This is a genomic window from Marinoscillum sp. MHG1-6, assembly GCF_024714475.1.
GTDB lineage: Bacteria > Bacteroidota > Bacteroidia > Cytophagales > Cyclobacteriaceae > JAMZMI01.
The window spans coordinates 78594-98397 of sequence record NZ_JAMZMI010000006.1 but is presented as its reverse complement, the minus strand read 5'-3'; the positions used below and the strand labels follow the sequence as shown (position 1 = coordinate 98397).

Annotated in this window: 22 protein-coding genes; 8 read left to right on the top strand and 14 right to left on the bottom strand. The window is 42.7% G+C overall.

Going from position 1 to position 19804, the window contains the following annotated elements; all coding sequences use genetic code 11:
• The first annotated feature begins 3 nt into the window (after positions 1-3).
• Positions 4-2079 carry an OmpA family protein gene (locus NXR94_RS13785; RefSeq protein ID WP_258105240.1) on the top strand — a complete coding sequence of 692 codons (2076 nt, stop codon included), beginning with the start codon at positions 4-6 and terminating at the stop codon, positions 2077-2079.
• Between the two features lie 55 nt (positions 2080-2134).
• On the opposite strand, the gene NXR94_RS13780 is transcribed toward NXR94_RS13785, so the two are convergent.
• From NXR94_RS13780 to NXR94_RS13740, 9 genes are all read right to left on the bottom strand, one after another.
• On the bottom strand, positions 2135-2788 hold the full coding sequence (locus NXR94_RS13780; RefSeq protein WP_258105239.1) for a hemolysin III family protein: 654 nt from the start codon (positions 2786-2788) through the stop codon (positions 2135-2137).
• A 125-nt stretch (positions 2789-2913) separates the two neighbouring features.
• Positions 2914-3744, bottom strand: a complete 831-nt coding sequence (tsf, locus tag NXR94_RS13775; RefSeq protein ID WP_258105238.1) for a translation elongation factor Ts — start codon at positions 3742-3744, stop codon at positions 2914-2916.
• A 109-nt stretch (positions 3745-3853) separates the two neighbouring features.
• Positions 3854-4615, bottom strand: coding sequence for a 30S ribosomal protein S2 (gene rpsB / locus NXR94_RS13770; RefSeq protein WP_258105237.1), 762 nt, complete (start codon positions 4613-4615; stop codon positions 3854-3856).
• A 12-nt stretch (positions 4616-4627) separates the two neighbouring features.
• Positions 4628-5014, bottom strand: coding sequence for a 30S ribosomal protein S9 (rpsI, locus tag NXR94_RS13765; RefSeq protein WP_258105236.1), 387 nt, complete (start codon positions 5012-5014; stop codon positions 4628-4630).
• A 5-nt stretch (positions 5015-5019) separates the two neighbouring features.
• The gene (gene rplM, locus NXR94_RS13760) at positions 5020-5463 is read right to left on the bottom strand and encodes a 50S ribosomal protein L13 (RefSeq protein WP_258105235.1); all 444 of its coding nucleotides are present in this window, start codon (positions 5461-5463) and stop codon (positions 5020-5022) included.
• Positions 5464-5565: 102 nt separating this feature from the next.
• The gene (locus tag NXR94_RS13755; RefSeq protein WP_258105234.1) at positions 5566-6294 is read right to left on the bottom strand and encodes an RluA family pseudouridine synthase; all 729 of its coding nucleotides are present in this window, start codon (positions 6292-6294) and stop codon (positions 5566-5568) included.
• The gene (locus NXR94_RS13750) at positions 6284-7372 is read right to left on the bottom strand and encodes a cell wall metabolism sensor histidine kinase WalK (RefSeq protein WP_258105233.1); all 1089 of its coding nucleotides are present in this window, start codon (positions 7370-7372) and stop codon (positions 6284-6286) included. Before NXR94_RS13750 ends, NXR94_RS13755 begins: the two co-directional genes overlap by 11 nt.
• A gap of 4 nt (positions 7373-7376) precedes the next feature.
• Positions 7377-8063, bottom strand: coding sequence for a response regulator transcription factor (locus tag NXR94_RS13745; RefSeq protein ID WP_258105232.1), 687 nt, complete (start codon positions 8061-8063; stop codon positions 7377-7379).
• A 168-nt stretch (positions 8064-8231) separates the two neighbouring features.
• A complete protein-coding gene (locus NXR94_RS13740) occupies positions 8232-9257 on the bottom strand; it encodes an aminopeptidase (protein ID WP_258105231.1) in 1026 nt (341 codons plus the stop codon).
• A 204-nt stretch (positions 9258-9461) separates the two neighbouring features.
• Between NXR94_RS13740 and recA the strand changes: the two genes are divergently transcribed.
• Positions 9462-10484 carry a recombinase RecA gene (gene recA, locus NXR94_RS13735; RefSeq protein ID WP_258105230.1) on the top strand — a complete coding sequence of 341 codons (1023 nt, stop codon included), beginning with the start codon at positions 9462-9464 and terminating at the stop codon, positions 10482-10484.
• Position 10485: 1 nt separating this feature from the next.
• Here the strand turns inward: recA and NXR94_RS13730 are convergent, their stop codons facing one another.
• Positions 10486-11046 carry an EF-hand domain-containing protein gene (locus NXR94_RS13730; protein ID WP_258105229.1) on the bottom strand — a complete coding sequence of 187 codons (561 nt, stop codon included), beginning with the start codon at positions 11044-11046 and terminating at the stop codon, positions 10486-10488.
• Positions 11047-11394: 348 nt separating this feature from the next.
• On the opposite strand from NXR94_RS13730, the gene queA reads away from it, so the two are divergent.
• Both queA and NXR94_RS13720 read left to right on the top strand, forming a co-directional pair.
• Positions 11395-12441 (top strand): tRNA preQ1(34) S-adenosylmethionine ribosyltransferase-isomerase QueA, encoded by a 1047-nt coding sequence (gene queA / locus NXR94_RS13725; RefSeq protein ID WP_258105228.1) that lies wholly within the window; start codon positions 11395-11397, stop codon positions 12439-12441.
• 12 nt (positions 12442-12453) lie between these two features.
• Positions 12454-13143: a 2-C-methyl-D-erythritol 4-phosphate cytidylyltransferase gene (locus tag NXR94_RS13720; protein WP_258105227.1), complete on the top strand. Its 690-nt coding sequence runs from the start codon at positions 12454-12456 to the stop codon at positions 13141-13143.
• A gap of 38 nt (positions 13144-13181) precedes the next feature.
• On the opposite strand, the gene NXR94_RS13715 is transcribed toward NXR94_RS13720, so the two are convergent.
• Positions 13182-13403: a DUF2795 domain-containing protein gene (locus NXR94_RS13715; protein ID WP_258105226.1), complete on the bottom strand. Its 222-nt coding sequence runs from the start codon at positions 13401-13403 to the stop codon at positions 13182-13184.
• Between the two features lie 133 nt (positions 13404-13536).
• Positions 13537-14751, bottom strand: coding sequence for a DUF349 domain-containing protein (locus NXR94_RS13710; protein WP_258105225.1), 1215 nt, complete (start codon positions 14749-14751; stop codon positions 13537-13539).
• An 82-nt stretch (positions 14752-14833) separates the two neighbouring features.
• Between NXR94_RS13710 and ettA the strand changes: the two genes are divergently transcribed.
• From ettA to NXR94_RS13690, 4 genes are all read left to right on the top strand, one after another.
• Complete coding sequence (gene ettA / locus NXR94_RS13705) at positions 14834-16516, top strand: energy-dependent translational throttle protein EttA (RefSeq protein WP_258105224.1); 1683 nt, start codon at positions 14834-14836, stop codon at positions 16514-16516.
• Between the two features lie 49 nt (positions 16517-16565).
• Complete coding sequence (locus NXR94_RS13700; RefSeq protein ID WP_258105223.1) at positions 16566-16856, top strand: GNAT family N-acetyltransferase; 291 nt, start codon at positions 16566-16568, stop codon at positions 16854-16856.
• Between the two features lie 80 nt (positions 16857-16936).
• The gene (locus tag NXR94_RS13695) at positions 16937-17878 is read left to right on the top strand and encodes a hypothetical protein (RefSeq protein WP_258105222.1); all 942 of its coding nucleotides are present in this window, start codon (positions 16937-16939) and stop codon (positions 17876-17878) included.
• Between the two features lie 223 nt (positions 17879-18101).
• On the top strand, positions 18102-18758 hold the full coding sequence (locus NXR94_RS13690; RefSeq protein ID WP_258105221.1) for a DUF2490 domain-containing protein: 657 nt from the start codon (positions 18102-18104) through the stop codon (positions 18756-18758).
• A 59-nt stretch (positions 18759-18817) separates the two neighbouring features.
• Here NXR94_RS13690 and NXR94_RS13685 read toward each other — a convergent pair whose 3' ends face one another.
• A complete protein-coding gene (locus NXR94_RS13685; RefSeq protein WP_258105220.1) occupies positions 18818-19189 on the bottom strand; it encodes a thioredoxin domain-containing protein in 372 nt (123 codons plus the stop codon).
• Positions 19190-19309: 120 nt separating this feature from the next.
• The gene (locus NXR94_RS13680; RefSeq protein WP_258105219.1) at positions 19310-19729 is read right to left on the bottom strand and encodes an SRPBCC family protein; all 420 of its coding nucleotides are present in this window, start codon (positions 19727-19729) and stop codon (positions 19310-19312) included.
• Between the last annotated feature and the right edge of the window lie 75 nt (positions 19730-19804).

The following is a 19804-nucleotide window of genomic DNA, read 5'->3' as shown; positions in this document are numbered from 1 at the left end:
TTAATGGCATTTCAGCTATCTGCCCAGATAGACAATGTCACCATTTTGTGGAGGAATCTGGAAGAGCAGTCGGATGATCTTTACGAAAAAAGACTTTATGCCGAGGCGCTTAATGGGTATTTAAAAGTAGCCGATGATGCCTCTCCAGCCGGAGTTTCTTTGAATCTCAAAATAGCCAGAAGCTATTATAAATTACGTCGATTTAATCAGGCGGAACGATACTTTCGAATGGCTATCGAGCAGGATGATTCGCATTCCTATGCCAGTGAAGACCTGTTCAGGTATGCGGAGTGTTTGTTGTTTGACGAGAAGGTGAAGCAGGCCATCTCGATGTACAAGCGCTATCTGAGTATGACCGAAGGTGATTTGGTGGCAGAGAATCGATTGAAGGGAGCCTTAATTTACGATTCCCTGAGAGAAAGTATTAAACCTACAGTGATTGAGTCTGTCTCTGGTAATGATCGTTCTGCTTTTATCGTGCCGGTCTTTAAGGACGGTGTGATTTTCTATTCAGCCAAAGCATATCGGGAAGGTTGGTTGACAGCGGAAGAATACCTGATGGGAGACATGGAAACTTTCACACTTTATGCCAAGAATCACGATTTTGAGAGTGTAGCTGTGGAAATCCCAGGAGGATTCTATAACGTGGCTTCTCCCGTATTTCTGGAAGATGATAATGTGATTATCAGTGCAGCTAAGGATGGAGATAGAGGACTGTCTTTATATCAGGGTAAAATTAAAGATTTCAATAAGTGGACGGGATTTACAAAACTCCCTATTTCCAAGTCTGACGGCTCGATCATTTCAGCTTCTGTATCTGAGAACATGGATACTCTTTATTTTTCGTCGAATAGATCTGGTGGATTTGGGGGATTTGATCTCTATTATTCGGTTCGAACCACCAAAGGGTACACAGAACCTGTAAATATGGGGGAGTTGGTGAATACCGCCGGAGATGAAATGTATCCGCTAAGCAGAAATGGTAAATTCTATTTTACTTCGAATGGGCATCCCGGATTGGGGGGATTAGATAATTACGTGGTTGAGGGGGGTGTTGTATTCAATATGGCGGGTCCAATGAATTCATCACAGGATGACTTTGCTATCTGCTACACGGACCGTGAAAATGGTTATTTTTCGTCTAACCGAAAGGGTGGGGCCGGAAGAGATGACTTGTATGCCTTTGAACAAACGGAAAATCCGGAAGTGAATTTGAAGCTGCAGTTGACCAGAAAATATGATTCAACAATCATGGTGGATGGTGAGATCAATATGTTCGCAATTGAGAGAGAGCATGAGGTGGCTGGTCTGACTGATGAAAATGGAGAGTTTGAATCAGTCGTTCGCACCAAGACGAACTATCTGTTGACGATAGAAAAACCAGGCTTCATAACCTATAAGGATACCCTTAGGGTGGATCAGCAAGATTTGGACATTAACCTGAAACTGGATGAGCTGTTTACGTTTCAGGCGTTGGTGTTTTCAGCTGAGGATAATGGTGCTCTTGGTAATCCGCTGGTGTTTATGGATAACCTGGATAAAGGTACCAGTAAGGAATTGCAGGGAAATGGAATCGGATATTTTGAAATTAGACTGCCGGTCAGGACCAAGGCGTCCATCCTGATCACCAAAGAAGGATATGCTTTTTCAACGGATACGCTGACTTTTGAAAAACCCGAAGTAGCCCGCTCCTACTCACTGAAAAAGGCTAAACCAGCCGGAACACTTACCCTGAGGGATTTGATTTACGAGCTCGATAAATATAAGTTGAGAGATGAGTATGTGCCTGCACTGGACTCCCTTGCAGGGGTATTGAAGAAGTTTGAAAACCTCAATATCATTGTGGAGTCACATACAGATTCACGTGGAGGCTATGAGTATAATCAACAGCTATCTCAGAAGCGATCTGAGTCCGTTAGAGATTATTTGATCTCAAGAGGGGTGAATGGAGACAGGATTGGTGCAGCGGGAAAAGGAGAGGAGAATCTTCTTAACAGATGTTCTGATGGTGTTTCTTGCACCGATGCTGAGCACCGCGTCAATCGAAGGACGGAAATACGGCTTTACAACTCCAAGTAGACTTTGCAATAGACATTTCTGCTGCTAGGGTACAATCCAGGGTTCGGTAACGGGACTACCTGAAGATGTACTTTACCATCATGATGAAATGCAGGAGACTTCCTGCCATTACAAAAAGGTGCCAAATAAAGTGAGCTAATCTCATACGGTTATCAATAATGTAGAATATGATGCCGAGTGTATAAGCAACGCCACCGGAAGCAAGCAGCCAAAATGCCGGTGTTGGCAAGACTTCTTTGACCAATTCTATCTTAAAGACAATAATCCACCCCATAAAGGCATACATGATCGTGGAGATCAGGTTGTACTTACCCGTGTAGAAAACCTTCAAGATAATCCCAATCAGCGCCATGCCCCATTGTATCCCGAAGAACATCCAGCCGGTAGGTCCGCCAATGCTAATCAATAGCACAGGTGTATAAGTACCAGCTATAAGTAGGTATATGCCGCAGTGATCCAGTATGTTGAAGATGTACTTGGCCGTCTTGTGACGCAGGCCATGGTAAATGGATGAAAAGGTGTAGAGCAATACTAGGCTCGAGCCATAAAATATGGCGCTGAATAGGCTCCAGTCATTATCGCTTTTCGCACCAAAGACGATTAGTACGACCAGTCCGCCAATAGCGGCTAAACCGGTTATGCCATGAGACAACGAATTGAACCATTCCTCTAGTTTTGTTTGGGAGGATGCTTTTTCTCTTTTGGACATTTATTAGAGTTAAGTGACCCTTTTAATAAACGTAAAGAATCGCTCCACCGATATCAGAAGTGATACAAAAACAAAAAAGCCAGTGAGCTTACTCACTGGCTTTGGATATTTATCTATTCGGAGAGTTACCCGATAGAGATTCTTTTGAATGCAGAAACAGTCAAACCTTTAGATACGGTATCAAGGTACTGCTGGATAGACAAGGAGTTGTCTTTTACGAAAGACTGGCTCAACAAAGTGTTCTCTTTGAAGAACTTCTGAAGTTTACCCTGAGCAATTTTCTCAAGGATCTGCTCTGGCTTACCTTCTTGTCTTGCCTGCTCTTTACCGATCTCGATTTCCTTTTCTACGATAGAAGCATCTACACCGTCTTTGTCAACCGCTACAGGGTTCATCGCAGCAATTTGCATCGCTACATCTTTTCCAGCATCTTCTACTGAAGCACCATTTACGTTTTTAAGCGCTACAAGCACGCCAAGTTTGCTGTTGGAGTGGATGTAAGGAACAACCGCCTCACCTTCAACAAATTCGTAAGCAGTGATATCAAGTTTTTCACCGATTTTACCAGTTGCTTCGATGATCTTCTCACCTAAAGTAATGCTACCTGCAGGAAGAGCTTTGATGCCATCTACATCAGCAGGCTGGTTAGCAAACGCAGCGTCAGCGATTTCATTAGCCAATGCTACGAAATCTTCGTTTTTCGCCACGAAGTCAGTTTCGCAAGTGAAAGCCAATACCATACCTTTAGTGCCATCTTCGCTGGTTCTGGTTACCACAACACCTTCAGTAGTCTCTCTGTCAGCTCTTGATGCAGATACTTTTTGACCTTTCTTTCTAAGCAGCTCTACAGCCTTATCAAAATCTCCTTCAGCTTCGGTAAGGGCTTTTTTACAGTCCATCATACCGGCACCAGTCATTTGTCTTAGTTTGTTTACGTCTTGCGCAGTAATTGCCATTTTTATCTTGTTTTGAATTGAATCGTGTAATAACAAAAATTGAACACCAATCCCGATGGGGATCGGGACGATGTTCAATCAAAATTATAGTTTCATATGTGTGAGCGGATTAAGCTTTTTCCTGCTCGTCCACTTCTCTTTTAGCTTGCTCTTCTTCCTGAGCTTTAGCTTCTTCCTTATCTTTCTTTCTTTCGTTAAGACCTTCTTCAGCCGCTTGCGCGATGTAGTTGGTGATAAGGTTGATTGACTTCCATGCGTCGTCGTTACCAGGGATTGGGTAATCTACCTGAGTAGGGTCAGAGTTGGTATCAACCAAAGCAAATACAGGGATGTTCAGCTTTTGAGCCTCAGAGATCGCAATGTGCTCTCTTTTGATGTCGATAACGAAAAGGGCAGCTGGAAGTCTGTTTAGGTCAGCGATACCGCCTAGTACTCTTTCCAATTTATCCTTCTCACGGCTGATCATCAAACGCTCTCTCTTAGCGAGGTTTTTGTAAGCCTCATCTTTCATCAGCTTGTCGATGCTCGCCATTTTTTTCAATGACTTTCTGATCGTTGCGAAGTTGGTAAGCATACCACCTAACCATCTTTCAGTCACGAATGGCATGTTCAGGTTCTTCGCAGCAGTTTCTACTACTTCTTTCGCCTGCTTCTTTGTTGCCACGAACATCACTTTTCTTCCTGATCTTACAATTGCCTGAAGCGCATCAGCTGCTTCTTCCATGGCAGTAAGAGTTTTGTTCAGGTCTATGATGTGGATCCCGTTTTTCTCCATGAAGATGTAAGGAGCCATTTGCGGATTCCACTTGCGAGTAAGGTGTCCGAAGTGAACACCAGCATCTAATAGGTCTTTATATTCTACTTTTTGCATGTCTCTTAAATCTTAACGTTTACTGAACTGGAATCTTCTTCTAGCTTTTCTTCTACCTGGTTTCTTACGTTCAACCATTCTTGGGTCTCTCGTAAGAAAACCTTCTTTCTTTAATGCAGGCTTGTTTTCTTCGTCAAGCTCTACAAGTGCTCTTGATATCGCTAGTCTTACGGCTTCTGCCTGACCTTTTGGTCCGCCACCGTCTACGTTGATATCAATGTCGAATTTTCCATCAGCTTCAAGTGTTTCAAGAGGCTGCTTTACGATCAATTGAAGGATCTCAGAAGGGAAGTAAACGCTAAGTTCTTTCTCGTTTACTTTGATTGCTCCTTTTCCGACTTGTAGGTAAACTCTTGCTACCGACGTTTTCCTTCTTCCTATGGTGTTTATGATATCCATTCAGATTACAGTTTTACTTCAGTTGGTTGTTGTGCTTCATGTGGGTGCTCAGAACCTTCATATACAAATAGGTTCTTGTAAAGTTTGTTACCCAGTTTGTTCTTAGGTAACATACCTTTCACAGCTTTCTCTACCAGGATGGTAGAAGATTTAGCCTTCACCTCCAATGGAGTAGCAATTCTCTGTCCTCCAGGATATCCTGTGTGTCGCACGTATTGCTTTTCTGACCACTTGTTACCAGTGAGTCTGATTTTGTCAGAGTTGATGACAATGACATTATCTCCGCAATCTACGTTAGGAGTGTAGCCAGGCTTGTTCTTCCCTCTAATGATTTTAGCTACCTCACTTGCCACGCGACCAAGTACTTGTGCCTCCGCATCAACGATGACCCATTTCTTGTCAGCCGTAGCTTTGTTTAGTGATACTGTTTTATAGCTTAAAGTATCCAATGTTTTAAGTTTTAAAAATTAATTATTTTAACTACCCTTCGCGAAAAGGGACACAAAAATAGACTTTTGTTTTTGTAAAAGCAAAAGCTAACCCTCACTAAATCAAGAGTTTTTTCTCAGTTGCTTCAGTAGTACCTCGAAATCTTTAGGATAAGGAGCTTCCATCTCGATGATTTCGTCTTCATTAGCGCCAAAGTCCTGAAAAGCAATGCTATAGGCATGTAGCGCCACCCGTTTGATCAAGGGCTGCTCATCTTCAAATTTCCCGATGTTATATTTCCTTTTTAGCGAGGATAAGTAAAGCCACTCTCCACCATAGGTGGGATCACAGGCGATTGGTGCGCCATGAAAAGCCAGGTGTACACGGATTTGATGTAGACGACCGGTCACCGGAAAGCATTTGATCAGCGTGTTAGACTTGAAATGCTCAATCGCAGAGATCAGAGTCAGTGAAGGCTTTCCTTCCCTAAAGTCGACCCTGGATTTGCTATTGGATGAGTAGATGGGCTGATCTGCTTCCAGATCCTGAAAGTCATGAATGCCATTTAAAACTGCATGATAAATTTTCTTTACACGCCTCTTTTCCAAATTCATGGCAAAGTGACGGTAGGCATCGGGATGTTTAGCAATGACCAATGCTCCTGAAGTTTCTTTATCCAGACGGTGGCAGACCTGTGCTTCTTCAAAGTAGTCCTTAGCCAGGCCCAGAATATTTTGTGGGTCATTTCGATCCTCCAAAGTGGAAATGTATGGAGGTTTATTAATGACTATGTAATTGTCGTTTTCAAAAAGGATAAGGTCTTTGAAGTCTATCCTGCCTTTAATCTTCATCTTCGTCGTCTTCTTCGTAGACAAACCGGTGTGATACGGGTTTGCCCTTTTTCAGCGCAAAGCTAAAGACTGATCCTTTCTTATATTCACTTTCTACGGATACTTTGGAGTCGTGTGCCTCCATAATATGTTTTACAATCGCCAGCCCCAGGCCGGTGCCTCCTTTTTCTTTCGATCGTGACTTGTCCACACGGTAAAATCTCTCGAAGATCCTGTTGATGTCTTCTTTAGGGATTCCACGTCCATTGTCTTTTACATAGGTATAGATGGAACCGTGCTTTTCTTCAAAATCGACCCAAACTTTACCGCCCTTACGGGTATACTTGACCGCATTGGATATCAGGTTGGTAAGAACCTGGTAAATCCTGTGAAAATCTGCATAGACAAAGTGTTTTTTGACTTCTCCGGAAATGGTGATTTCGATGTCTTTTTTTGCCGCCTTTCCTTCCAACTGGTCTTCCACTTCCTTGCACATTTGCACAATGTCGAAGTGCTCATAATGCATCTTGATCTCCCCGGTCTCCATTTGTGAAATGGTGAGGAGCTCATGTACCAGGATATCCAGACCATCAAGGCTTTTTGCAGCCTTTTTAAGGAATTTCTTTCTAACTTTTTTATCCTCAATGGCACCATCCAGAAGGGTGTGAACAAATCCCTGTGCAGCGAAAATGGGTGTTTTCAATTCATGGGAGACGTCAGCCATAAATTCCCTACGGAAGGCTTCGAGTTGCTTTAGTTCAATGATTTCCTGCTGCTTTTGTTCGGCATAGTTGAAAATCTCCTTGTTGACGTTTTTGAGCGGGTTGAAAGAGGTCTTTGCGGTGGATTTGATCAAAAATGATAAATCCTGATCCTTCATGTCCCTGATATTTTCTAGCACCTCGAAAATGGAGTTGATCTGACGGAAGAAAATAAACTCTAGCGTGATGAGGATAAAAATGTAGGAAGTGGAAAACGACAAGAAAAATGCGATCGTCACCGCAACGTCATTAACCGATTCTACCATAGATATAAACGCCGTGGTGATGATAGAAATAATCAGCGCCAGCAAAAGCGAAATACCACGGGAATTAATCATAAGATCAGTTCATGTCAAACTTGTAACCTACTCCCTTTACAGTTGAGATGTATCCTTCGCCAATTTTCTCTCTTACTTTCCGGATGTGTACATCCACTGTTCGAGCAAGTACATATACGTCAGTGCCCCAAATATTTTGTAAGAGTTCGTCGCGGCTGAATACCTTTCCGGGATTTTGTGCAAGGAAATAAAGTAATTCGAATTCTTTCTTCGGAAGATTGATTTTTTCTTCTCCGGAGATGACTGTGTAAGACGATCTGTCAATGATCAAATCTCCCAGTTCCACTTTATGGGACTCTTTTTTCTTCTTGGATTCTCTTCGGAAAAGGGCATTGATACGGCTCACCAATGCCCGGGGTTTGATCGGCTTCGTGATGTAATCATCGGCTCCCATGTCAAAGGCGGCTACTTCCGAATATTCTTCAGATCTGGCAGTAAGGAAAATCACAAAGGCATTGGCCAACTCGGGAACTTCTCTCATTTGGCGACAGGTCTCCACGCCATCCTGCTTGGGCATCATAATATCAAGAATGATGAGATCAGGGATAAAGCCCTTGGCTATCTCTACACCTTTAATACCGTCAGAGGCTGTTTTTACTTCATAGCCTTCTTTGCTGAGGTTGTATTTTAGAAGTTCCAGGATATCCGGTTCGTCATCAACGAGCAGAATTTTTTGGTTTTGTTTCGCCATGAGTTATGTTAAGGAAGTAATATTCAGTTAATGATTCGATTAACTTAAATTAAATAATCCCTCTTGGAAATCTGAGCAGTCCCCCAAAAATGATTACCTGCTCGATAATATTCAAATTTAACCAGAAATCAATTTCTACCGGAAATGGTAACAATTTGTTAATTGCAGCTATTTACCATGGGTTTCTTTCATGCCCTGGATAAACAGGTGAAGATCTTTGTTGTGCTGAGCATAAAGGGTGGTTAAAGTGTCGCTTTGTCCATGGTACCTGATCAGTGACATGAAATACGCATTATTGAGTTTTCGATCTTTAAATACCTCTTTATAGAAAGGTTCGTGAAAGTCGATCGTATCAAGGTTATTTACGATTTCGCGTATGTAGAGGGCTTTTAGGTGAGCTTTGATGCTGTCCGGTTCTCTTGTAAAACTTTGATAGAGGCTATCCAGTCCATTTGCCCCTCTTAGCATGTGAACGGTAAACCTTTCATGGTCTTCAAGTTCGTTTTGATAGCTTATTAGGGCTTCGGAACTATCGCCAAAATGTTTGGAGAGGAAAAGTTCGGCTCCTCTTTCACCAATAAATGAGGCCAGGTTTTCATTAAAATCAATTTGTTCTTTGACGAAGATGGTCGCGTGCGTCAATTCATGAATGATTACCTCTGCCAATTCCCCATCACTGCGCTCAAGCATATTGCTTAAAAGGGGATCGTTGAGAATGCCCAGGGTCGACCAACCACTTACAGGACGAACGCGAGTGTCATAACCGAGCGAGTCGAGGATTTGCTCTTCCGCCTGAGCCTTCTTCAGTTTGAAAAAGCCCTTATACGGTACTTCTCCAAGGAAGGGAAAATACCAGGTATATGGCTCTAACTTAAATGGATCACTGGCAGATAGGTTCCAAAGTAAAATTTTGCCCTTTTGATCGTAAAGCTTCGTGTAGGTCTTTGACTGGTTAAGTCCCAGTTCTTCCATGGCGAATGCGCGAACTTCCTTCGACAACAGAAGCTTTTGTTTAAGTGAGTCCGGAAAATTGGGGTCAGACAGGAACTCATCGATTGGACGTGCATTTATGATCACATCAAGTTGTCCGCGTCCCTGTGCAATGCCGTATTTAAGCAAATCCCATTGCCAAATGATCGTGGCCAACAGAACCAGGATGGATAAAAGCATAAGGATACGCGTCTTTTTTTTCATGGTGGGCAAATTACTCAAAGCCGGTCAATGCGGTAACGGAGATGATGAATTTGGATTGCATGATAAGCATATTTGAATGATAATAATATTAGTCTTTTAATTAATTTGCTAAAAATTTTAGCTTTTACCTTTTATTATAGATAGATAAGCTTAATTTTGTTGGCATTGAATCAACCAAAATAAACGCTCGAAAGGAAACCTCTTATGGCTGATAATTCTGAAAAATTTAAAGCGCTGCAACTTACCATAGATAAACTGGAAAAGACCTATGGAAAGGGAACCATCATGAAACTGAGTGATAACAAGGTGCTTGATGTGCCCGTGATCTCAACAGGTTCTTTGAGTCTGGACATGGCTTTGGGAGTTGGGGGTATACCCAGAGGTAGAATCATTGAGGTTTATGGCCCGGAATCATCCGGTAAGACGACATTGGCGATGCATTGCATTGCTGAAGCGCAGAAAAAGGGAGGACTTGCAGCGATCATCGATGCGGAGCACGCTTTTGATAAGACTTATGCTGAAAAACTGGGGATCGATACGGAGAACTTGTTAATCTCTCAGCCGGATAATGGAGAGCAGGCGCTGGAGATTGCGGAGCATCTAATTAGATCCGGAGCGATTGATATCATTGTGATTGATTCCGTGGCGGCTTTGGTGCCAAGAGGAGAGCTTGAAGGCGAGATGGGAGACAGTAAAATGGGGCTTCAGGCCCGATTGATGTCTCAGGCCTTGAGGAAATTAACGGGTGCCATCAATAAAACCGGTTGCTCTTGTATTTTCATCAACCAGTTGAGAGAAAAAATTGGAGTGATGTTCGGAAACCCTGAAACAACCACGGGAGGTAATGCTTTGAAGTTCTACGCTTCTGTGAGGTTGGATATCAGAAGAATCGGCCAAATCAAGGAAAGTGCGGATAACATACTGGGAAACCGTACCCGTGTGAAAGTCGTGAAGAATAAAGTAGCGCCTCCATTCAAAGTGGTAGAGTTTGATATCATGTATGGAAGGGGAATCAGTAAGGCCGGAGAAATCATTGATATCGGGGTAGAGCTTAATGTTATCCAGAAATCAGGTTCATGGTTCTCCTACAATGACAATAAACTAGGGCAGGGAAGAGACTCCGTGAAGCAGCTTATAGAGGATAATCCTGAATTAATGGAAGAACTCGAAGTGAAGATCAAAGAAAAGATCAGTGGCGCGGTGGTTCCCGAAAAGGAAGAGGCTTAATTCAGCTTTGATAATCTCCAAAAATCCAGTTTCCCAGCTCGGAGGGATCATCGGAGGTAAGAAAGCCCTCAACAGCCAGAACGAGTTCGTACCGTGAGAGCCGATCGTCTGAGTTACTATCCAATTTTTCGTAAAGGAGACTGGCCTTTGAGTCGTCGATGCTCAGTACCTGGAAAATCTCCTGATATTCTTCAAGAGAGAGGAAGCCATCATGGTTTTCGTCAAAAAGGCCAAAAATAAAGCCCAGGAGTAGTTGTGTCAGCTCGGCCAGGTTGTCCTGATCTCCTGATTCAATAATTTCCTTGTCAATGTATTTCACCCATTCGTGCATTCCGATTCGACTTGGATCTGAGGGCTCGAGGCTCTTGATTAGTCGATTGTAAAAGGTCATGCCTCTGTACACCAACTGATTATAAGCCTTGCTGTCTATTTTACCATTGACAAAAGGGGCTACACGTTCTGCCAGGAGCGTGAAATCATTCTTCTGAATGATTCCATTATCATTAATATCCAGCAAGTTGAATAAATGCTTGAATTTGGTTGACTGAAATTCTGAAAGCATGACTTTACACAGTTGGTTAAGTAAATCAATTTAATGAAAATGGTCCTTGTCGGACATACCCCTATAGGTCATTTTAATTATTAAATATTGTGTTTAATCAATCTAACAATAATTTGTATTAATAGCATGTTCGCGGTTATCTTAGGGAGATTTTCTAGTCAAGTGAGGTTAATGCTGATTTTGTCTAAGAAAACAAAACTATTCGCTAATTTTGCGCTCTTGTTTAAACAAAGACCTTCAGGTTAAAAGACTCCCTGTGAAGTAAACCGCATTTCAAATTCGACACACATTTGTGGGTCGATGAATGTGCGCTGACGCTTCAAATGGCCATAAAAAAGCAACTATAGAATGAAATTATCTGCATTTAAATTTGACTTACCTAGTAGTCACATTGCTTTACATCCAACAGAAAATCGCGACGAATCCAGGTTGATGGTGATCCACAAGGATACCGGAGAGATCGAGCATAAAGTATTCAAAGATATCGTGGATTACTTTGATGATGAGGATGTTATGGTCATCAATGATACGAAGGTTTTTCCTGCCAGACTATATGGGAATAAGGAAAAGACCGGGGCGAAGATTGAGGTTTTTCTTCTACGGGAGTTGAACAAAGAGATGAAGCTTTGGGACGTATTGGTGGATCCTGCGAGAAAGATCAGGGTTGGAAACAAGCTTTATTTTGGTGATGGAGAATTAGTGGCTGAGGTCATTGACAATACTACCTCTAGAGGTAGAACCATTCGTTTCCTTTATGATGGCGACGAGTCGGACTTCTATAAAATGATTGATAGACTGGGAGAGACCCCTCTCCCTAAAAATATTGAAAGAAAAACGGTTCCTGAGGATCGTGAGCGTTTTCAAACAATCTATGCTAAGAATGTAGGAGCAGTGGCAGCGCCGACTGCAGGACTGCACTTCACCAAGCAGGTGATGAAAAGACTTGAGATTGTAGGGGTTGATATTGAGCCAATTACACTTCATGTTGGACTTGGAACATTTCGACCGGTAGATGTGGAAGATCTGACTAAGCACAAAATGGATTCTGAGAACTATTTTGTAACTGAGCATACTGCTGATCGCGTGAACAAAGCGCTTGATGATAAGAAAAAAGTTTGTGCTGTAGGTACAACAGTAATGCGAACGTTGGAGTCATCGGTATCTGCATTGGGCCGATTGAAGGCTAATGAAGGATGGACTGATAAGTTCATTTTCCCTCCATATGAGTTCAAAATATGTGATGCATTGATAACCAACTTCCACTTGCCTGAGTCGACTCTGTTAATGATGGCGTCAGCATTTGGTGGTTACGATCTAGTCATGGAGGCGTACCAAACTGCAATCAAAGAAAAATATCGTTTCTTCACTTATGGAGATGCGATGTTGATCATCTAAAACATTGTAATCGTGTCCCGAAACAACGCCATCATCGTAGCAGGTGGATCCGGAACACGGATGAATTTAGCCACTCCAAAACAGTTTTTGGAAATACACGAAGTGCCTGTTGTGGTCCACACCATACAGGCATTTCTTGCTTACGATCCTGACATTTCCCTGGTGCTGGTACTTCCGGCTAATCATTTCGATTCATGGATGTTGCTGAAGTCGAGCTATCTGCCAGATGTCAAGGTTCAGACGGCAAAAGGAGGCGAGACAAGGTATCAATCGGTAAAGAATGGGCTAGAGCTGGTGAAGGAAGGATTGGTAGCCATTCATGATGCTGTTCGTCCTTGTGTTACTCAGGAAGTTATTCAGAAATCCTTCGAGGCTGCAGAAAGGTATGGTTCAGGGATCGTGACGACTGCTCTCAAAGACTCGATTCGAAAGGCTGATAAAGAATATTCTCATGCCATGGACCGCAGCCTGTTCAGGATCGTCCAAACGCCACAAACCTTCCAGGTAGATAAGATCAAAGAAGCATTTCAGGGAGAGGAGAAGGAGATATACACAGACGATGCTACGGTCTATGAGCACGTGCTGGGTGAGCAGGTGACCCTGGTTGATGGCGACTACAGAAACATCAAGATAACTACCCAGGAAGATTTGCAGGTGGCTGCATTATTCCTCGAAACGAAAAAACCCCAAGCTAATCATTAGCTGGGGGCTTTTCCATGAAATATCTTTAGAATTAAAGCTTAGTACTCATCCTCATTAAAGAAGAAGTCCTCCTTAGTGGGGTAATCCGGCCAGATTTCTTCTATGCTTTCATAAGGATTGCCATCGTCTTCCAGTTCCTGTAGATTTTCTACAACTTCAAGAGGAGCACCTGATCTTATTGAGTAATCGATCAATTCGTCTTTTGAAGCCGGCCATGGTGCGTCTTCCAAATAAGAAGCGAGTTCTAGTGTCCAGTACATAATTCGTTGGCTTTAAAAATTTCGTGCAAAAATAGTTTTATTACTGAGAAATCAAACTTTTGTTTCGTTTTAAAAAATATAATCCATAATCGCGAAAGACGGGCATTTTGTTCCAAGCTTTTTGAAAAAAGTCTCAACTTTTTTTCAAAAGGGCCAGTAACTGCTCTTTAACCGCAACTTTAGATTTTTGCTGATGGAGTTGTTTTTCAACCAATGGGCTAATTTGACCGGAAGCCGTAGCAAATTTTTCAGCATTTTCTGAATACTGTTTGAGGTCTTCTTTGTCCCTTCGAAGCAGATCTTCAAGTAATTTGATTTGTATATCTGCCTGCTCTTTTTCAGAAAGTTCGCTGTAGTTACTCCTTTTCTTTCTGGCCAGGCCCTGTATAAAAGTCCTTTCCTTAAGTAGCTGCATCTTAGCAAAAAGTTCCCTTTTATCACTTCTTGATTTGTGATCCACCGGGTTGTAGCCTCTTAAGGCCCCTTTGAATTGATCCAGGGCTTTTCCATCTATAGGAATCTCTCCCTCAATCATTTGATTGATAGACTTTTGAATGGGCTGGATGTCCATTACTGGTTTTTTACCATGTTTGACCCCGGGTTTCAGGAGCTTATTGAACTCGTCAATCAATGGGCTGTACTCCTCCTTCGGAATATTGCCAAGAGCGGCCCACTCATCTTTTAGTTGTTTTACTTTTTGGAACCTTTCCTTACCGTGAAGGTTATTGATCTTTTTCGCTTCTTCCACCAATGCAGCATAGGACTCTTTTGCCTTGTCCATCAATCGGCGCTTATCCTCATAAAAAGCCTTTTTCTTTTCAAAAAAGGCCTGCACTACTGACCAAAACGCCTCTTCCAATTGCTCATTCTCTTCTTCTACGGCATTTCCGGTTTTGATCCAGCGTGTTTTGATATCATGGATTTCTACTGTGGCTTCCTTCCAGTTGATCTTTTCTACAGCAACCTTCACTTCTTCGATCAGGGCCTTTTTAATCTCTGTATTTTTCTCGCGATTTTTAGCGATAATATCATTGATCAGGGATTCCTGCGCTGTCAATCGATCCAGTAACAGCTGATAATCACCTAAGCCGTCATGCGTTCCGAGTACTTCCTTCATATGAAGGAGCTTCATGAGAAAGGAACCTTTGTTGGTGGATTCGGTAATGAGGGCTTCTAGTTCCTGAACTTTGGTAACAAGGTCTTCAAAACGCTCTTCAAAATATTGGAGTGAAGCCTCAGGGTTTTCATCCTTCACTTCTCCGATTTCTCTTTCTTGCGAGTCTCCCCACGATTTAAGGAAAACCTTGCCGTCTTTTACGTATCCGTATGCCGTTTCTGTGGCTGCCACTATTTTTTATTGATTATTGGTGAATATTTACTGCTGAGGAAGATTAGCTGTAAATTCGAAATCATTTTGAACAATCTCAAAGATGTCAGACGAAAAAATCATATTCTCTATGGCTGGGGTGAACAAAATCTACCCCCCAAAGAAACAAGTTTTAAAGAACATTTACCTATCCTTTTTTTATGGAGCCAAGATTGGCGTGCTGGGTTTGAACGGATCCGGGAAGTCTTCGCTACTCAGAATCATCGCAGGTATAGACCAGGATTTCCAGGGTGAAGTGGTGTTTTCCCCGGGATTTAGTGTTGGATTGTTGGAGCAAGAGCCTCAATTAGATCAGGATAAAACGGTCAAAGAAGTAATTAGTGAGGCTGTTTCTGAGATTACAGCGCTACTTCAGGAGTATGATGAGATCAATTTGAAGTTTTCTGAACCGGAAATTCTTGAGGATCCGGATAAAATGAACGCCCTTATCGAGCGACAGGGAGAGGTGCAGGAAAAACTGGATCATGCCGGAGCCTGGGAGCTGGACAACAAGCTCGAAAGAGCAATGGATGCCCTGCGTACACCCCCGGAAGATGCTATCATCAAGAATCTGTCTGGTGGGGAAAAGCGTCGTGTAGCCCTGTGCAGGCTGTTATTGCAAAAGCCGGATGTGCTATTACTGGATGAGCCGACGAATCACCTGGATGCCGAGTCGGTGCATTGGTTGGAGCAACACTTGCAACAATATGAAGGGACTGTGATCGCTGTAACTCACGACCGTTATTTCCTCGACAATGTAGCCGGTTGGATCCTTGAATTGGATAGAGGGGAAGGTATTCCATGGAAAGGAAATTATTCCAGCTGGTTGGACCAAAAGCAAAAACGACTGGCGCAAGAAGAAAAGACCGAATCTAAAAGACAGAAAACACTTGAGAGGGAGCTCGAATGGGTGCGCATGTCTCCGAAGGGACGTCAGGCAAAATCCAAGGCCAGATTGGGAGCTTATGACAAACTATTAGGTCAGGAAGGAAAGGAAAAAGAAGCACAGCTTGAGCTCTATATTCCACCGGGACCAAGATTAGGAGCAAAAGTGATAGAGGCGAATGGCGTTTCTAAATCTTATGGAGATAAGGTGTTGTTTGAAAATCTGACTTTTAGCCTGCCACAGGGAGGAATTGTAGGTGTTGTCGGACCAAATGGTGCGGGAAAAACGACCCTGTTCAACCTGATTACCGGTAAAGAGCAACCGGATGCGGGAACATTCGAAGTGGGTGATACCGTGCAAATGGCTTATGTAGATCAGGAGCATGATGACCTAAAACCGGATGACTCTGTGTTTAAAGCAATTTCAGGAGGTAACGAGCTGATTCAATTGGGAGGAAAGGAAATGAATGCACGTGCTTATGTAAGCAGATTCAATTTCTCAGGATCGGATCAGGAAAAAAAAGTCGGGGTTCTGTCCGGTGGAGAGCGAAACCGGGCCCACCTGGCGATTACGCTGAAGCAAGGAGCTAATTTGATCCTTCTCGATGAGCCTACCAATGATTTGGATGTGAATACTTTGCGAGCGTTGGAAGAAGCCCTGGAAAGCTTTGCAGGCTGTGCAGTGGTAATTAGCCACGACAGATGGTTCCTGGATAGGATAGCCACTCATATTCTGGCTTATGAAGGGGACTCTCAGGTTTATTGGTTTGAGGGTAACTATACCGATTACGAAGAGAATCGAAAGAAACGATTGGGCGACAAAGAACCTACCAGGGTCAAGTATAAGAAGCTGATGAAATAATGAATGAACCTGACGGATTCAAATGCTGTTGGGCTCAAATTTTTCCGCAATGTCCGACATCAAAATCGAACAAATTGAAAAGGATCGTAGAGGCTTCTTTAAGGCCTTTTCAGATGATCTGAAAGCGGGTCTGATGGTTTACTCCTGGATTGATGATTCAACATTTGTTATTGAGCATACGGAGGTAAACGCTGATTTTTCCGGAAAGGGAATTGGAAAGCAACTGGTCCTCGCCTCGGTAGAATTTGCCAGAAATAAGGGGCTTAAAATTGTACCTCAATGCCCTTTTGCGAGGAAGATGTTTGATAAAACCGAGGCGATCCGGGACGTGATGTTCTGATTTTTCAACCATCAAATGATATTCTCAATCCCAACTATTGTGTTCTAAATAGGGTCGATAGAAAAATGATCGTGAGACCCATGAAAAACTTTTTACCCCTATTAGCTCTTGTCTTCAGCCTAAATCTGGCCTTTGCCCAGGACAAGGTCTATTTCTCTTGTTTCGAGATGATTAATGTGGATCAAGGCTACAACTACAGTGCGACCAAGCTGTTCAAGGTCTACTCCGATGCTCACGGAAAATATCAGGTCATACTGCCTGCGGACTTTACTCCTGAGAGTTTCATGCCTTCCATGGAGGAGGTGCAGCAGGAAGCTCAGAGATTAGGAGCCACTTATTTTCTTAGCGGAGAGATCAATGGTCTTCAGAAAACCCTTATAGTGAGTGTCAGTCTATATCGTACAAGCGATGGAGGCTTGGTTTGGAGTGATTTTGTGAAGGGCGCAAGTCTTGATGATTTGGATCCGGTATTGGAATCATTGGCAATCAGTATGGGTACGAAGAAAAAGGCCCTGGTCAACGAGGATATCTATTCTGTAACAAGCTATGATCGGCTGGAGCTTTCCAAAAAGGAAGCCAATAGCTTTTTTGGTGTATCCGTGGCAGGACTGGGTACCAGGCTTCGTAATGTAGATGAGAACTTCTCCAGTGGTATAGGCGTCAAATTGAGCTATGATGTGCGGGATATGATTCTGGATATTAATGCCGACATGTTTTTTGGAGATATAGATATCTATAATCTGAGCCTGGCGGCTATTTTTCCATTTCAGGCGCGGCAAAGATCTCCTTTCGTGGGTGGTGGATTAGGCTATGGAAGTCACAAAGTTGATTTTGAGGTGCTAAGTGCGGATTATGAAGAGGACAAGGATCAAGGGTTGTCCACCCATGTATATGTGGGTTATATCTTGAGTCGTACTTCTACCGTGCAGATGCGTGCCACATTAACAGGAACGGTTGCCACTTATAAAATCAATCAACAAACTCCGACGGGCCTCGGTTTTGGGCTGGCTATTTTGTTTTAGTTAATATTGAGGATTCTTTAAGTTCCTGACCGTAAAGCTGATTCCTAGAGATCTGCGCACAAACAGCCTTCCTCAGTGTAGCATGAGGATATCATAAGGTACTGTTTCATTTTTTATGGTGGCTTTAGGGCCTGCAAGCCATTTATTCAGTATTTTCCCTGACGACCTGATTGAACAACCCTCACTATTTTCCGGTTAGTTTAGAAACATCATTTTCACGATTATGAAAAAATGGGTTTGGCTGTTGTTGGTGATGGCTCCGCTCCTGAGTTTTGCCCAGGATAGCAGCTTTGGAAACTGGATTAATTATTTCGGTACTAAGAAGCTCAGTGATCGCTTCAATTTTCATCATGAGATCCAGTATCGAAATTATAATGCAGTTGGGGATCTCGAGCAATTGCTTTTAAGGACAGGAGTGGGTTACAACCTAACTGAAGGGAATAATAATTTGCTCCTGGGTTACGGGTTTATTCATAGTCAGAATTATGTGCCGGGGGAACTTGAGAAGAATGAGGTGGATGAGCACCGAATTTTTCAGCAGTTCATAACTACTCAGAAAATTAATCGGGTCAATGTCCAACATCGCTATCGGTTTGAGCAGCGATTTATTGAAGGAGATTTTAAATTGCGATACCGTTATTTTCTTTCGCTGAATGTTCCTCTGAACAATAGCGAGCTTTTGGCTAAAACGATATATTTGTCAGCTTATAACGAGATTTTCCTGAATGATCGGAATGGGGTTTTTGATCGGAACAGACTGTATGGAGGACTGGGGTATAAATTTTCGGATGCTATCCGCTTAGAACTGGCTTATATGAACCAGTTTCTTCGGGGTAAAAGCCGTGACCAGCTCAACATCAATACGTTCGTCAGCTTCTAGTTTCAAAAGAGTAAAAAAGGGTGAAGGGCACAAAGCCACCCCACCCTGATACCCCATAATTATATCTTATCGGTTGTTTGTTTAAGTAATTCAGTATCAATGATTTGCTCTAACACATGTTTGGGTAGCGCTCCGGGCTGCATCAGAGGCTGTTCGTTCAGTGGGATGAAAAGCAAGCTAGGGATACTTCTGATTTGAAAAACTACAGCAAGTTCCTGTTCCACCTCTGTGTCTACTTTATAAACAACCAGGTCCTGATATTCATCCGACAACTCTTCCGGGATTGGTGAGACCATTTTACAAGGCCCACACCAGTCAGCATAAAAGTCGATAATCGCTGGTTTGCTCCCTTTATATTTCCATTCTTGCTCAGTAGTGTAATCGAAGATATCTTCCTTAAATTTCTGAGTAGTTAATTTCACTGTTGCCATGAGTTATTTCTTTTAAGGCAAAGGTGAGATGGGATTTCGGGAAGATTTGTAACACTTGTTACGTTAAAGTGGCGGGAGAAAAAATACCCGGGCAAATTGCCGGGTTTCCTTTATAAGAATTCATCTCGGATTTTCGACGTATGCCTTAAAATTATTGAGGATCGCTTGCCAGCCTCCTTTTTGCATTTCGACGGGATTTTCGCTTTCCGCCTCGAAAGTCTCAATAATTTCTACACCCTCAGCGGACTTATTAAAGCTAATATCCACTGTACGTTCATCATCCATGGTATAGGCAATGTGTTTGCCTTCTTCTAAAGCGGTATAGGTGCCACCAAATTCAAAACTTACACTGCCATCTTTCGCCGCCATCGTGCAGGTAAGTCGTCCGCCTACTTTTGGGTCGTTACTGGCTGCAGGGCAATGCCAGCTGTCAATGGCGAAGTTCCACTTCATGATGTGTTCAGGTTGATTCCAACATTCCCAAACGGTTTGAAGGGGCGCATTTACGACTGCTGAAATAGTGATCATAGTCTTTTCCATAGTATTTAGATTTATAGCGTAGTGCTGTGCTCGTTGTACAATACAATGTTAAGTTCTAAAATTATTTTTTGTAAA

Excerpts from the sequence above, each read along its gene's own strand:
- NXR94_RS13715 (WP_258105226.1), bottom strand. The coding sequence starts at position 13,403 with ATGTACTGGACACTAGAACTCGCTTCTTATTTGGAAGACGCACCATGG.
- NXR94_RS13745 (WP_258105232.1), bottom strand. The coding sequence starts at position 8,063 with ATGGCGAAACAAAACCAAAAAATTCTGCTCGTTGATGACGAACCGGAT.
- tsf (WP_258105238.1), bottom strand. The coding sequence starts at position 3,744 with ATGGCAATTACTGCGCAAGACGTAAACAAACTAAGACAAATGACTGGT.
- NXR94_RS13680 (WP_258105219.1), bottom strand. The coding sequence starts at position 19,729 with ATGGAAAAGACTATGATCACTATTTCAGCAGTCGTAAATGCGCCCCTT.
- NXR94_RS13780 (WP_258105239.1), bottom strand. The coding sequence starts at position 2,788 with ATGTCCAAAAGAGAAAAAGCATCCTCCCAAACAAAACTAGAGGAATGG.
- rpsB (WP_258105237.1), bottom strand. The coding sequence starts at position 4,615 with ATGCAAAAAGTAGAATATAAAGACCTATTAGATGCTGGTGTTCACTTC.
- queA (WP_258105228.1), top strand. The coding sequence starts at position 11,395 with ATGAAATTATCTGCATTTAAATTTGACTTACCTAGTAGTCACATTGCT.
- recA (WP_258105230.1), top strand. The coding sequence starts at position 9,462 with ATGGCTGATAATTCTGAAAAATTTAAAGCGCTGCAACTTACCATAGAT.
- NXR94_RS13755 (WP_258105234.1), bottom strand. The coding sequence starts at position 6,294 with ATGAAGATTAAAGGCAGGATAGACTTCAAAGACCTTATCCTTTTTGAA.
- NXR94_RS13685 (WP_258105220.1), bottom strand. The coding sequence starts at position 19,189 with ATGGCAACAGTGAAATTAACTACTCAGAAATTTAAGGAAGATATCTTC.
- NXR94_RS13700 (WP_258105223.1), top strand. The coding sequence starts at position 16,566 with ATGTCCGACATCAAAATCGAACAAATTGAAAAGGATCGTAGAGGCTTC.
- rpsI (WP_258105236.1), bottom strand. The coding sequence starts at position 5,014 with ATGGATATCATAAACACCATAGGAAGAAGGAAAACGTCGGTAGCAAGA.
- NXR94_RS13690 (WP_258105221.1), top strand. The coding sequence starts at position 18,102 with ATGAAAAAATGGGTTTGGCTGTTGTTGGTGATGGCTCCGCTCCTGAGT.
- NXR94_RS13740 (WP_258105231.1), bottom strand. The coding sequence starts at position 9,257 with ATGAAAAAAAAGACGCGTATCCTTATGCTTTTATCCATCCTGGTTCTG.
- ettA (WP_258105224.1), top strand. The coding sequence starts at position 14,834 with ATGTCAGACGAAAAAATCATATTCTCTATGGCTGGGGTGAACAAAATC.
- NXR94_RS13750 (WP_258105233.1), bottom strand. The coding sequence starts at position 7,372 with ATGATTAATTCCCGTGGTATTTCGCTTTTGCTGGCGCTGATTATTTCT.
- NXR94_RS13785 (WP_258105240.1), top strand. The coding sequence starts at position 4 with ATGGCATTTCAGCTATCTGCCCAGATAGACAATGTCACCATTTTGTGG.
- NXR94_RS13695 (WP_258105222.1), top strand. The coding sequence starts at position 16,937 with ATGAAAAACTTTTTACCCCTATTAGCTCTTGTCTTCAGCCTAAATCTG.
- NXR94_RS13730 (WP_258105229.1), bottom strand. The coding sequence starts at position 11,046 with ATGCTTTCAGAATTTCAGTCAACCAAATTCAAGCATTTATTCAACTTG.